Source organism: Citrobacter sp. MGH110, from assembly GCF_001037515.1.
In the GTDB taxonomy this organism is placed as follows: domain Bacteria; phylum Pseudomonadota; class Gammaproteobacteria; order Enterobacterales; family Enterobacteriaceae; genus Citrobacter; species Citrobacter portucalensis.
In genome coordinates this window covers 1-13,508 of the sequence record NZ_KQ089835.1, presented here as the reverse complement: position 1 = coordinate 13,508, position 13,508 = coordinate 1, and the positions used below count along the sequence as shown (strand labels likewise).

Genomic DNA, 13,508 nt, shown 5'->3' with positions numbered 1-13,508 from the left:
AGAGTTACTCGTCTTCCAGCTCGATGTTGATACCCAGCGAACGAATCTCTTTCAACAGTACGTTGAAGGATTCCGGCATGCCTGGTTCCATCTGATGGTTGCCGTCCACGATGTTTTTATACATCTTAGTACGACCGTTCACGTCATCAGACTTAACGGTGAGCATTTCCTGCAGGGTGTATGCTGCGCCATATGCTTCCAGCGCCCACACTTCCATCTCCCCGAAGCGCTGACCACCGAACTGCGCCTTACCACCCAGCGGCTGCTGAGTAACCAGGCTGTAAGAACCGGTAGAACGCGCATGCATCTTGTCATCAACCAAGTGGTTCAGTTTCAGCATGTACATATAGCCAACGGTAACCTGGCGCTCGAACTGCTCACCGGTACGACCGTCGAACAGTGTGATCTGACCGGAAGTCGGCAGGCCACCCAGCTGTAACAGTTCCTTGATTTCAGACTCTTTCGCACCGTCGAATACCGGCGTTGCGATCGGCATACCTTTTTTCAGGTTTTCAGCCAGACGCAGAACTTCTTCATCGCTGAAGGTATTCAGGTCAACTTTCTGACGAACATCTGAGCCCAGATCGTAAGCACGCTGGATGAATTCGCGCAGTTTCGCGACTTCCTGCTGCTGTTTCAGCATGGCGTTGATCTTATCGCCGATACCTTTTGCAGCCATACCCAGGTGGGTTTCAAGGATCTGACCGATGTTCATACGCGATGGTACGCCCAGCGGGTTCAGTACGATATCTACCGGCGTACCGTTAGCATCGTGTGGCATATCTTCGATCGGGTTGATCTTAGAGATTACACCCTTGTTACCGTGACGACCTGCCATCTTATCACCAGGCTGGATCCGACGTTTAACCGCCAGATACACCTTAACAATCTTCAGCACGCCCGGTGCCAGATCGTCGCCCTGAGTGATTTTACGGCGTTTCGCTTCGAGTTTTTTCTCGAATTCGTGTTTCAGTTCGTCGTACTGCTCAGCCAGTTGTTCCAGCTGATTCTGTTTCTCTTCGTCGGTCAGGCCGAGTTCTAACCAGCGGTCACGCGGCAGTTTGTCGAGCTTCTCAGCTTCAACACCACCGGAAACCAGCACAGCGTAGATACGGCTGAACAGGCCAGCTTCGAGGATCTGCAGTTCTTCAGACAGGTCTTTTTTCGCCTGCTTCAGCTGCATCTCTTCGATTTCCAGCGCACGTTTGTCTTTTTCTACGCCATCGCGAGTAAAGACCTGAACGTCGATAATCGTACCGGAAACACCGTTTGGCACGCGCAGAGAAGAGTCTTTAACGTCAGACGCTTTCTCACCGAAGATCGCACGCAGCAGCTTCTCTTCTGGCGTCAGTTGGGTTTCACCTTTCGGCGTTACCTTACCAACCAGAATGTCGCCACCGGTCACTTCCGCACCGATATAAACGATACCGGATTCATCCAGTTTGGAGAGCGCAGCTTCACCCACGTTCGGGATGTCAGCGGTGATCTCTTCTGGCCCCAGCTTGGTGTCACGGGACACACATGCCAGTTCCTGAATATGGATGGTGGTGAAACGGTCTTCCTGGACAACACGCTCGGATACGAGGATGGAGTCTTCGAAGTTGTAACCATTCCATGGCATGAATGCCACGCGCATGTTCTGACCCAGCGCCAGTTCACCGAGGTCGGTGGACGGACCGTCAGCCAGCACATCACCACGTTCAACCGGCTCGCCCAGAGATACGCAAGGCATCTGATTGATGCAGGTGTTCTGGTTAGAACGGGTGTATTTGGTCAGGTTATAAATGTCGATACCTGCTTCGCCCGGGTACATCTCGTCTTCGTTAACTTTGATAACGATACGGGAAGCATCCACGTACTGAACAGTACCGCCACGTTTAGCAACTGCAGTAACACCGGAGTCAACGGCAACAGCACGTTCCATACCGGTACCAACAAGCGGCTTATCAGCGCGCAGAGTCGGAACCGCCTGACGTTGCATGTTCGCACCCATCAATGCACGGTTGGCGTCATCGTGTTCCAGGAACGGGATCAGGGACGCACCGACGGATACCACCTGCTGGGTGGATACGTCCATGTAGTCAACCTGGTCGCGGCTGAACAAGCTGGATTCGCCTTTGCTACGGCAGGTAACCAGATCTTCTACAAAGTGGCCTTCGTCATCCAGGTTGGAGTTCGCCTGAGCGATAACGTAGTTGCCTTCTTCGATAGCAGAAAGGTAATGAATTTCGTCAGTTACAACACCGTCGGTCACTTTACGGTACGGAGTCTCGAGGAAGCCGTATTCGTTAGTCTGTGCATACACGGACAGGGAGTTGATCAGACCGATGTTCGGACCTTCAGGCGTTTCGATTGGACATACGCGACCGTAGTGAGTCGGGTGTACGTCTCGAACTTCGAAACCTGCGCGTTCACGGGTCAGACCGCCTGGGCCGAGTGCAGAGATACGACGTTTGTGCGTAATCTCAGACAGCGGGTTGTTCTGGTCCATAAACTGAGACAGCTGGCTGGAACCAAAGAACTCTTTCACTGCTGCAGAAATCGGCTTGGCGTTGATCATATCCTGAGGCATCAGGGTATCCAGATCGCCCAGAGACAGACGCTCTTTCACCGCACGCTCAACACGTACCAGGCCAACGCGGAACTGGTTTTCCGCCATTTCGCCTACGGAACGGATACGACGGTTGCCGAGGTGGTCGATATCATCGACTTCGCCTTTACCGTTACGGATATCGATGAGCTTCTTCATCACTTCGATGATGTCGTCTTTGCTCAGGATACCGGAACCTTCGATTTCGTCGCGCAGCAGAGAACGGTTGAACTTCATACGACCAACCGCAGACAGGTCATAGCGGTCTTCGGAGAAGAACAGGTTCTCGAACAGGCTTTCAGCAGCTTCACGAGTCGGCGGCTCACCAGGACGCATCATGCGGTAGATTTCTACCAGTGCGCTCAGACGATCGTTGGTTGGGTCAACACGTACAGTTTCAGAAATGTACGGACCGTGATCCAGATCGTTAGTGAACAGCGTTTCGATACGCTTGTGACCAGACTGGCTCAGCTTAGCCAGCAGATCCAGGCTCAGCTCCATGTTAGCTGCGCAGATCAGCTCGCCAGTAGATTCGTCAACGTAGTCTTTAGCCGCAACTTTACCAGCAATGTATTCAACCGGAACTTCGATATGTTTGATATCGTCTTTTTCCAGTTGGCGAATGTGGCGCGCAGTGATGCGACGGCCTTTTTCGACGTAGACTTTGCCGTTAGCTTCAATGTCAAAGGAGGCGGTTTCACCACGCAGGCGTTCCGGCACCAGTTCCATCTGCAGCTTGTTGTCGCGAATTTCGAAAACAACTTTTTCAAAGAACAGGTCAAGGATCTGCTCAGTGGTGTAGTTCAGTGCACGCAGAATAATGGTCGCAGGCAGTTTACGGCGACGGTCAATACGTACGAACAGGTTGTCCTTCGGATCGAATTCGAAGTCCAGCCAGGAACCACGGTAAGGGATGATGCGCGCGTTATACAGCACTTTACCCGAAGAGTGGGTTTTACCTTTGTCGGAGTCAAAGAAGACGCCAGGACTACGGTGCAGCTGAGAAACGATAACACGCTCAGTACCATTGATTACAAAGGTACCGTTGTCAGTCATGAGCGGAATTTCGCCCATGTAGACTTCTTGTTCTTTAATGTCTTTTACGGTGCCTTCCGGCGCTTCGCGCTCGTAGATCACCAGACGCAGTTTTACGCGCAGCGGTGCGGAATAGGTCACGCCACGGATCTGACATTCCTGAACGTCAAACACCGGTTCGCCAAGGCGGTAGCTGACGTATTGCAGCTCGGAATTACCGCTGTAGCTCTGAATCGGGAAAACGGAACGGAAAGCTGCTTCCAGACCATACTGCCCTTCAGGATCTTGCTCGATGAACTTCTGAAACGAGTCAAGCTGGATAGAAAGGAGATAAGGTATGTCCAACACTTGTGGACGTTTACCAAAATCCTTACGAATACGTTTTTTCTCGGTATAGGAGTAAACCATTAGGGTTCCTCAGCTCGCTGACAAGTCGACCCATCTGTCCGACGAAGGGACAGTTTGTGCAACACTATTTTGTTGACCGGAAAATCGAATACTTTCCGCAATGCCTGTTGCTATCACGCTTAAACCATTTCATTGCGATTTACACAGAACTGATGCTCTGTCGCAGTATATTAAGACGTCGATAGAAACAAGCATTGAAAGGCACAGCAGTAGTCAAACAGTGTGAAATGCTACTGGCGCCTTACAGCGCAAAAAGGCTGGTGACTAAAAAGTCACCAGCCATCAGCCTAATTTCTTAGGCTGCAACCAGAAAAGTTGGCTTATTTAACTTCAACTTCAGCGCCAGCTTCTTCCAGAGATTTTTTCAGTGCTTCTGCGTCGTCTTTGCTGATGCCTTCTTTCAGGGCAGCCGGAGCAGATTCTACCAGGTCTTTAGCTTCTTTCAGACCCAGGCCAGTTGCGCCACGTACTGCTTTGATTACAGCAACTTTGTTAGCGCCAGCAGCTTTCAGAATTACGTCGAATTCAGTTTTTTCTTCAGCAGCTTCAGCCGGGCCAGCAGCTACAGCTACAGCAGCAGCAGCGGAAACACCGAATTTTTCTTCCATTGCAGAGATCAGTTCTACAACGTCCATTACGGACATAGCGGATACTGCTTCAATGATTTGATCTTTAGTGATAGACATTTAAATTGTTCCTGAAAATCAGAATAAGTTTATACGTAAGCAGATGCTTGAGAAAGATAACTGCGATTAAGCAGCTTCTTTCGCATCGCGTACAGCAGCCAGAGTACGAACCAGTTTGCCAGCCGAAGCTTCTTTCATGGTTGCCATCAGGCGTGCAATTGCTTCTTCGTAGGTCGGCAGAGTTGCCAGGCGATCGATTTGCGATGCCGGGATCAATTCACCTTCAAAGGCTGCGGCTTTGACCTCAAATTTTGCATTCGCTTTCGCGAACTCTTTGAACAGACGAGCAGCAGCGCCCGGGTGTTCCATAGAGTATGCAATCAGGGTCGGACCAACAAACGTGTCTTTCAGGCACTCGAACTGAGTACCTTCAACGACGCGGCGCAGCAGGGTGTTACGAACAACACGCATGTATACGCCAGCTTCACGACCTGCTTTACGCAGTTCAGTCATTTTATCTACAGTTACGCCACGGGAATCCGCAACTACTGCAGACAGCGCGCCTTTGGCTACTTCGCTGACTTCAGCAACAATCGCTTGTTTGTCTTGAAGATTTAAAGCCATTAGCTTTGCTCCTGGATGTTTGCCGGAACTCATGTTCCGGAACTCACTTCACTCTCCCCAACGGAAAGAGCGTCTAAATACGGTGAGCAGAAACAAGCCAGAGTATCAGAAATAATCTTAGCGTTCTGTCACCGTCTACGCAGGGCATTAAGTTTCTTACGAAACACCTGCGGTCTTCGACGGAGGCCTGGATAGGCCAGGCTCCAACGAACAAATCTTGTCTATGACTTCGCCCTTTGAACCGTAACCGCATTAGCTGCTCTCGTTCACGCCGGTCATGTAGTTAACTACACTCCCGGCGATTCACTCAATTGCTGCCTTGCTACAATTCAAATGACTCGCATAGAGTTCTGTTTATTTAAACAGAAACGTGGGGGTAAGATTGTAGACAAAATCACCGCCCACGTAAAGGCGAATATTAGTTCGCCACAGTCGCAGTCAGACCGGACTGATCAACGGCAACACCAGCACCCATGGTGGTGGAGATGCTAACTTTCTTGATGTACACGCCTTTAGCCTGAGTCGGTTTCGCTTTTTTCAGCGCAACCAGCAGAGATTCCAGGTTTTCTTTCAGTTTGTCAGCGTCAAAATCCACTTTACCGATGGTGGTGTGGATGATGCCGTTTTTGTCGTTACGGTAACGAACCTGACCTGCTTTAGCGTTCTTAACCGCTTCAGCAACGTTAGGGGTTACAGTACCAACTTTCGGGTTTGGCATCAGGCCGCGCGGGCCCAGAACCTGACCCAGCTGGCCAACAACGCGCATTGCATCCGGGGAAGCAATAACAACGTCAAAGTTCATTTCGCCTTTCTTGATCTGGTCAGCCAGATCTTCCATACCTACCAGCTCAGCGCCTGCAGCTTTAGCAGCTTCAGCGTTTGCGCCCTGGGCAAATACGGCTACGCGAACGGAACGGCCAGTTCCGTGCGGCAGTACAGTTGCACCACGTACGTTCTGGTCAGATTTACGAGCGTCGATGCCGAGGTTAACGGCAACGTCTACGCTTTCTACGAATTTAGCAGTGGCCAGCTCTTTCAGCAGAGCAATAGCTTCGTTGATGTCGTACTGTTTAGTTGCATCAACTTTGTCACGGATCACGCGCATACGCTTGGTCAGTTTAGCCATTTCTTAGTCCTCCACTACCAGGCCCATGGAACGTGCAGTACCTTCAATGGAGCGAGTCATCGCTTCAATGTCGGAACCAGTCATGTCGGCAGCTTTGGTCTGCGCGATTTCCTGCAGCTGAGCGCGGGAAATTTTACCCACTTTGTCTTTGTTCGGCTTGCCGGAACCAGACTTGATACCAGCCGCTTTCTTCAGCAGAACTGCTGCCGGAGGCGTTTTGGTAACGAAAGTGAAAGAACGGTCAGCGTAAACGGTGATAACAACCGGGATCGGCAGACCTTTTTCCATGGAATCAGTTTTTGCGTTGAACGCTTTGCAGAATTCCATGATGTTCACGCCTTGTTGACCCAGTGCTGGACCTACCGGCGGACTCGGGTTAGCCATACCAGCTGCAACCTGCAGCTTGACGTAGGCCTGGACTTTCTTAGCCATTCTAAATTCCTCTAGTTGGGTTATAGCGCCTCAAGGAGGCTCCCCGTGATTAAATTCGTTTTACGGACAGGGCCCATAAAAACAAAAGGCGCGAAATTGTATTCCAATCTCGCGCCTTGTGCAACGATTAAATCGCCGCTTTTTTGATCGCTGTTTAGGCTTTTTCTACCTGGGCAAAGTCCAGTTCTACCGGGGTCGCACGACCGAAGATAGAAACAGAGACTTTCAGGCGGGACTTCTCGTAGTCCACTTCTTCAACCACGCCGTTAAAGTCAGCAAATGGACCGTCACTAACGCGAACCATTTCACCTGGCTCAAACATCGTTTTCGGACGCGGTTTATCGCCAACCTGCTGCAGACGGTTCATGATCGCATCAACTTCTTTGTCGCTGATCGGCGCCGGACGGTCAGATGTACCGCCGATAAAGCCCATCACACGCGGCACGCTGCGCACCAAGTGCCAGCTTGCGTCATTCATCACCATCTGGACCAGTACATAGCCCGGGAAGAATTTACGTTCGCTCTTGCGACGCTGGCCACCACGGATTTCGACCACTTCTTCGGTCGGCACCATGACTTCGCCAAACAGCTCTTCCATATTTTGTAACTTGATATATTCGCGCAGCGACGTGGCTACGCGGCCTTCAAAACCGGAAAACGCCTGAACGACGTACCAGCGCTTTTTAGGGGCTTCAGACATCTTAGAACCTCAGGCCAGTGATAAAGGATACCAGGCGAACCAGAATACCATCCAGTCCCCACAGGATCAGTGACATTACTGCGGTAACCGCAGCCACAATTAATGTGGTGTGCAATGTTTCCTGGCGAGTTGGCCAAATGACCTTACGGACTTCGGTTCTCGCTTCACGGGCAAAAGCAACGGTCGCTTTACCTTTTGTTGTCAACAGCGCGACACCACCCGCTGCGGCAATCAGAATCACTACGGCCAGCGCACGCAGCGGCAGCATCATGTCACGATAGAGGTAGTTGCCAACGATAGCTACAAGCAGCAATACAGCGACAACAACCCACTTCATCGCTTCCAGGCCGCGCCCGCTTCCTTGAGCTTCGGTATTCGCACTCATAAACCAACCTGTCAGAAGTATTCTACAAACATTTTCACCCCGCGTAAGCGAGGCGATCCAAACCGAAATGCTCTGGTGCGTTTCGGACTAAACGCCCTCTTCAGAGCCTGTCTCAGCAATGATTATGACAAAAAAAATCACTGATGAGCCAGGTTCTGGTGTGAAAGCGTGCAAAAAGGGCATCAAATGATGCCCTTTTATTGCGCATTGCGTCAAATGTTATTCGGCAATTAGCTCATTACTTTAGCAACAACGCCCGCACCAACAGTACGGCCGCCTTCACGGATTGCGAAACGCAGACCGTCGTCCATCGCGATCGGGTGGATCAGGGTAACAACCATTTTGATGTTGTCGCCCGGCATTACCATCTCTACGCCTTCCGGCAGTTCGATGGTACCAGTCACGTCAGTAGTACGGAAGTAGAACTGCGGACGGTAGCCTTTGAAGAACGGAGTATGACGGCCGCCTTCGTCTTTGGACAGAATGTACACTTCAGATTCGAACTTGGTGTGCGGCTTGATAGAGCCCGGCTTAGCCAGTACCTGACCACGTTCGATTTCTTCACGTTTGATACCACGCAGCAGAACACCAACGTTCTCACCAGCACGGCCTTCGTCCAGCAGTTTGCGGAACATTTCAACGCCAGTACAGGTAGACTTAGCAGTCTCTTTGATACCAACGATTTCAACTTCTTCACCAACTTTGATGATACCGCGCTCTACACGACCGGTAACAACGGTACCACGACCGGAGATGGAGAATACGTCTTCGATAGGCAGCAGGAACGGCTTGTCAATCGCACGCTCTGGTTCTGGGATGTAAGAATCCAGGAAGCCAGCCAGTTCGATGATTTTCGCTTCCCACTCTGCTTCGCCTTCCAGCGCTTTCAGAGCAGAACCACGAACGATCGGAGTGTCGTCGCCCGGGAAATCGTACTGAGACAGAAGTTCACGAACTTCCATTTCTACCAGTTCCAGCAGCTCTTCGTCATCAACCATGTCGCATTTGTTCAGGAACACGATGATGTACGGAACGCCTACCTGACGACCCAGCAGGATGTGCTCACGAGTCTGCGGCATCGGGCCGTCAGTCGCAGCAACAACCAGGATCGCGCCGTCCATCTGCGCAGCACCGGTGATCATGTTTTTAACATAGTCGGCGTGGCCCGGGCAGTCTACGTGTGCGTAGTGGCGAGTCGGGGTGTCATATTCAACGTGAGAAGTGTTGATGGTGATACCACGAGCTTTTTCTTCCGGCGCGTTATCGATCTGATCGAATGCGCGAGCAGCACCGCCGTAGGTTTTAGCCAGAACGGTAGTGATTGCAGCGGTCAGCGTTGTTTTACCATGGTCAACGTGGCCGATAGTACCGACGTTAACGTGCGGTTTAGTACGTTCAAATTTTTCTTTAGACATCGATTGTCCCTCTAAGACACGGATAAATCGGTGATATCACCACATCAACCAGGCAATATACCTGAGCTGTTGAATGCTTTTAAAAGTAAACAGAGAGAAACGGGAAGGAGAAGTGAAGTGGTGCTGATACCCAGAGTCGAACTGGGGACCTCACCCTTACCAAGGGTGCGCTCTACCAACTGAGCCATATCAGCACGTCTGGAGCGGGCAGCGGGAATCGAACCCGCATCATCAGCTTGGAAGGCTGAGGTAATAGCCATTATACGATGCCCGCATCCTGAAACTCGGCTACCCAGTTCTTTCTGCAACAAAAAAGAGATTTCTCTCTTTTCTGTTCGAGCTGATTAATTTTTTAATCAACTCAGGCGGCGATAACGCTGCCAGAAAGTGGTGGTGGGGGAAGGATTCGAACCTTCGAAGTCTGTGACGGCAGATTTACAGTCTGCTCCCTTTGGCCGCTCGGGAACCCCACCGAACTTGATGGTGCCGACTACCGGAATCGAACTGGTGACCTACTGATTACAAGTCAGTTGCTCTACCTACTGAGCTAAGTCGGCATCAAGTAGCGCGCATTTTATGGAGACATGCGCACTCATGCAACTAAAAAATTGCATAAAATGTTCTATCGCTCACATTTTGCACTATACGACCGATAAATAATCTATTTCTTCTTTGGATTGGACAAATTTCCAACGTCAGGTGCCTCCTCTGGGAGGAATTTTGCTCCGGCAGGTACGCTTTGATAGAGAGAAAGCACATCTTTATACATCTGGAATACCCGTCACATTGCATTTCAGAGGATGATTTTTTCTTATTATTCCCCCCCATCTGGTGTTACCCTCCTGCCCATTGTCCAAATTAACTGAAATGTGCGTGCCATTGCGTACCAGGATGATTTCGTTTTTTACCGCAGACCTGATATAGCAATGACAGCCAGACCATGCGTATGAGTATAAAAGAGCAAGCGTTAACGTCGCCTTACCTACAGTTTGATCGCAACCAGTGGGCTGCGCTTCGTGATTCCGTGCCGATGACCCTGACCGAGGAAGAGATTGCTCGTCTTAAAGGCATTAACGAAGACTTATCGCTGGAAGAAGTTGCCGAGATTTATTTGCCTCTCTCGCGTTTGCTAAACTTTTACATCAGTTCGAACCTGCGACGTCAGGCCGTGCTGGAGCAATTTTTAGGCACGAATGGCGAGCGTATTCCTTATATTATTAGCATTGCTGGCAGCGTCGCCGTCGGTAAAAGTACGACTGCGCGTGTTTTGCAGGCTTTGCTCAGTCGCTGGCCCGAGCATCGCAAGGTTGAGTTGATTACTACCGATGGCTTTCTCCACCCTAACCAGGTATTGAAAGATCGTGGACTAATGAAGAAGAAAGGCTTCCCCCAGTCCTATGATATGCATCGCTTGGTTAAATTTGTTTCCGATCTGAAATCAGGCGTACCTAACGTCACGGCGCCGGTCTATTCCCATCTCATCTATGATGTGATCCCTGATGGCGACAAAACCGTTGCCCAGCCCGACATATTAATACTCGAAGGGCTAAATGTATTACAAAGCGGGATGGACTATCCTCACGATCCGCATCATGTATTTGTTTCTGACTTTGTCGACTTTTCTATTTATGTTGATGCGCCAGAAGAATTACTCCAGACGTGGTATATCAACCGTTTCCTGAAATTCCGTGAAGGGGCGTTTACCAACCCGGACTCTTATTTCCATAACTATGCAAAATTATCAGAAGATGAGGCTATCAACACCGCCACATCGTTATGGAAAGAGATTAACTGGCTGAATTTAAAACAAAATATATTACCAACGCGTGAGCGAGCAAGCTTAATCATGACGAAAAGTGCCAATCATGCCGTTGAGCAAGTCAGGTTGAGAAAATAAATAAAAAAGGGGAGCAACACCTCCCCTTCTTATTACTCAGCGCTTCTTAGCGATATTTCTCCACCCATCCAGGGTTTGATCTCGCCATTTTGTTCAAGCAATAATGCACCTTGCGCGTCTATTCCACGAGAGATGCCAAATATTTCTTTATCGCCAATAATAAGTTTGACCGGGCGGTCGATAAAGTTATCCAGTCTCTTCCAGCGAGACAGATACGGCGCTAAACCTTCGTGCTCAAAGAGCACTAACGCAGCACGCAACTCACGTATCAGTCGGGCAGCAAGGGTATTGCGATCAATGTTAATGCCCGCTTCCTGCAAGTTAATCCAGCCTTGATTAACCACATTTTCTTCAACCCGGCGCATGGACATATTAATACCCGCACCGATAACAATCTGCGCGGCATCCCCTGTCTTACCGGTCAGTTCAACCAGGATCCCTGCCAGCTTACGGTCGAGCAAATAGAGGTCGTTGGGCCATTTTACACGTACCTTCTCTGCGCCCAGATCGCGTAAAACCTCAGCCATGACGATACCAATAACCAGACTCAGGCCAATCGCGGCAGCCGGTCCTTGTTCCAACCGCCAGAACATTGAAAGGTACAGGTTGGCACCAAACGGTGAGAACCATTTGCGACCACGGCGGCCGCGTCCGGCTTGCTGATATTCAGCGACACAGGCATCCCCTGACTCCAGTTGACCTATTCGGTCCATCAGGTACTGATTGGTTGAGTCGATAACCGGCAGGACTGTGATATTTCCACCATCCAGTTGAGAATGAATAAGTGAGGCATCTAATAGTTGGATAGGCTCCGGTAAGCTGTATCCTTTACCTGGAACAGTAAAGACATCAACCCCCCAGTCGCGTAACGTCTGGACATGCTTATTGATTGCGGCACGGCTCATTCCCAACTTTTCACCGAGCTGCTCACCGGAATGAAATTCGCCATCAGCGAGTAATGAAATAAGCGTCAGAGGGACGGTATTATCCTTCATGCAATGATCTCCACAGCATTCATTTCACCCTGCGGGCCAATAAACCGGACCTCTGGTTCGAGCCAGACATTAAATTTCTCACCGACTTTTTGACGTACATGATGTGCAAGTTGCACCACATCCTGACTCGTCGCATTGTCTGCATTGATCAGCACCAGAGCCTGCTGTTGATGTACCGCTGCGCCACCAATGCGCATGCCTTTTAGCTGACACTGATCGATAAGCCAGCCGGCTGCCAGTTTCACAGAACCATCAGCCTGCGGGTAATGAGGTGCTGTTGGGAATTTTGCCAGGAGCTCCTGCGCAATCTCTGCGGTGACAACCGGGTTTTTAAAGAAGCTTCCTGCATTACCGTTTACTTTCGGATCGGGCAGTTTTGTCGTGCGCATATGGCAGACAGAATCAAAAACCTGCTGAGGCGTCACCGTTGTAGGATCCAGGCGCGTCAGATCGCCATAGGTCAGTACCGGATGCCACTGTTTAGACAAGCGTAAACCAACAGCAATAATTGCGAAGCGATCCTGGTATTCATGTTTGAAGATGCTGTCACGATAACCAAAGCGACATTCTGCCGCACCAACGCGCAGATGTTTGCCAGTCGACAGCTCAACGCAGTCTACGTATTCGCAGACGCGCTGTAGCTCTACGCCATAGGCACCAATATTCTGGATTGGCGATGAACCCACGCAGCCTGGGATAAGCGCCAGATTTTCCAGGCCAGGCATACCAAGCTGCAACGTATGCTGGACCAGATGATGCCAGTTTTCACCCGCACCTACGTGCAAATGCCACGCATCAGGTTGTTCTGTAATCTCAATACCCTTAATACGATTGACGATCACCGTACCCTGGAAGGTATCAAGAAACAGGACGTTACTCCCTTCGCCCAGGATCAGTACTGGATGATGCGATGCATTGGCTGATTGCCAGGCATTCAGTAATTGTTGTTCATTTTCGGCGCAGACAAGTTCATTCGTTTGCTGATCGATACCGAAGGTGTTCCAGGCTTTAAGGGAGTGATTCATAGACGCTTTCCTGATGCAAAATCGCGCCTAGTTTACCGCATATACCGCAGGATGGCTTGTGTTATGGAGGTTTTGGATATTGCTTTGCACCCGATGGTGCGGTGTTGTGATGTGCCTGATGCGCTGCGCTTATCAGGCCTACAAAATACATTCAGCTCTGCCTCTGTAGGCCGGATAAGGCGATACGCCGCATCCGGCAGTATGCAGACGTGTTGCCTGATGCGCTGCGCTTATCAGGCCTACAAAATAC

12 protein-coding genes, 4 tRNA genes and 1 pseudogene are annotated in these 13,508 nt (G+C 50.3%); 3 read left to right on the top strand and 14 right to left on the bottom strand.

All coding sequences use genetic code 11. The features are described 5' to 3' along the window. Positions 1-4 precede the first annotated feature (4 nt). The 12 genes from rpoB to SK38_RS23135 all read right to left on the bottom strand — a co-directional run bounded on the left by rpoB (position 5) and on the right by SK38_RS23135 (position 9,898). Entirely contained in the window at positions 5-4,033 is a 4,029-nt protein-coding gene (gene rpoB / locus SK38_RS23190; protein ID WP_003033111.1) for a DNA-directed RNA polymerase subunit beta, read from the bottom strand. Between the two features lie 320 nt (positions 4,034-4,353). Further along, a complete protein-coding gene (gene rplL / locus SK38_RS23185; RefSeq protein ID WP_003033114.1) occupies positions 4,354-4,719 on the bottom strand; it encodes a 50S ribosomal protein L7/L12 in 366 nt (121 codons plus the stop codon). Between the two features lie 66 nt (positions 4,720-4,785). Further along, complete coding sequence (gene rplJ / locus SK38_RS23180; RefSeq protein ID WP_001207203.1) at positions 4,786-5,283, bottom strand: 50S ribosomal protein L10; 498 nt, start codon at positions 5,281-5,283, stop codon at positions 4,786-4,788. A 418-nt stretch (positions 5,284-5,701) separates the two neighbouring features. Beyond that, positions 5,702-6,409, bottom strand: a complete 708-nt coding sequence (gene rplA, locus SK38_RS23175) for a 50S ribosomal protein L1 (protein WP_003033119.1) — start codon at positions 6,407-6,409, stop codon at positions 5,702-5,704. Positions 6,410-6,412: 3 nt separating this feature from the next. Continuing rightward, positions 6,413-6,841: a 50S ribosomal protein L11 gene (gene rplK, locus SK38_RS23170; RefSeq protein ID WP_003033122.1), complete on the bottom strand. Its 429-nt coding sequence runs from the start codon at positions 6,839-6,841 to the stop codon at positions 6,413-6,415. 154 nt (positions 6,842-6,995) lie between these two features. Further along, the gene (nusG, locus tag SK38_RS23165; RefSeq protein ID WP_003033125.1) at positions 6,996-7,541 is read right to left on the bottom strand and encodes a transcription termination/antitermination protein NusG; all 546 of its coding nucleotides are present in this window, start codon (positions 7,539-7,541) and stop codon (positions 6,996-6,998) included. A gap of 1 nt (position 7,542) precedes the next feature. Further along, a complete protein-coding gene (gene secE, locus SK38_RS23160) occupies positions 7,543-7,926 on the bottom strand; it encodes a preprotein translocase subunit SecE (RefSeq protein ID WP_003033128.1) in 384 nt (127 codons plus the stop codon). A 230-nt stretch (positions 7,927-8,156) separates the two neighbouring features. Continuing rightward, positions 8,157-9,341 (bottom strand): elongation factor Tu, encoded by a 1,185-nt coding sequence (gene tuf, locus SK38_RS23155; RefSeq protein WP_003031109.1) that lies wholly within the window; start codon positions 9,339-9,341, stop codon positions 8,157-8,159. Between the two features lie 118 nt (positions 9,342-9,459). Continuing rightward, positions 9,460-9,535, bottom strand: a tRNA-Thr gene (locus SK38_RS23150). 5 nt (positions 9,536-9,540) lie between these two features. Beyond that, a tRNA-Gly gene (locus tag SK38_RS23145) sits at positions 9,541-9,615 on the bottom strand. Between the two features lie 114 nt (positions 9,616-9,729). Next, positions 9,730-9,814, bottom strand: a tRNA-Tyr gene (locus tag SK38_RS23140). 8 nt (positions 9,815-9,822) lie between these two features. Further along, positions 9,823-9,898, bottom strand: a tRNA-Thr gene (locus SK38_RS23135). Positions 9,899-9,917: 19 nt separating this feature from the next. On the opposite strand from SK38_RS23135, the pseudogene SK38_RS25285 reads away from it, so the two are divergent. Beyond that, positions 9,918-9,998, top strand: a pseudogene (locus SK38_RS25285) (hypothetical protein); the annotation flags it as partial. A 289-nt stretch (positions 9,999-10,287) separates the two neighbouring features. Continuing rightward, positions 10,288-11,238, top strand: coding sequence for a type I pantothenate kinase (coaA, locus tag SK38_RS23130; RefSeq protein ID WP_003031107.1), 951 nt, complete (start codon positions 10,288-10,290; stop codon positions 11,236-11,238). A 32-nt stretch (positions 11,239-11,270) separates the two neighbouring features. Here coaA and birA read toward each other — a convergent pair whose 3' ends face one another. Then, positions 11,271-12,233, bottom strand: a complete 963-nt coding sequence (gene birA, locus SK38_RS23125) for a bifunctional biotin--[acetyl-CoA-carboxylase] ligase/biotin operon repressor BirA (RefSeq protein WP_003826969.1) — start codon at positions 12,231-12,233, stop codon at positions 11,271-11,273. Further along, the gene (murB, locus tag SK38_RS23120) at positions 12,230-13,258 is read right to left on the bottom strand and encodes a UDP-N-acetylmuramate dehydrogenase (RefSeq protein WP_048237125.1); all 1,029 of its coding nucleotides are present in this window, start codon (positions 13,256-13,258) and stop codon (positions 12,230-12,232) included. The genes birA and murB overlap by 4 nt, the downstream gene beginning before the upstream one ends. 63 nt (positions 13,259-13,321) lie before the next feature. Here murB and SK38_RS25280 point away from each other — a divergent pair. Continuing rightward, a partial coding sequence (locus SK38_RS25280; protein WP_231587335.1) for a hypothetical protein occupies positions 13,322-13,508 on the top strand: 187 nt, incomplete at its 3' end.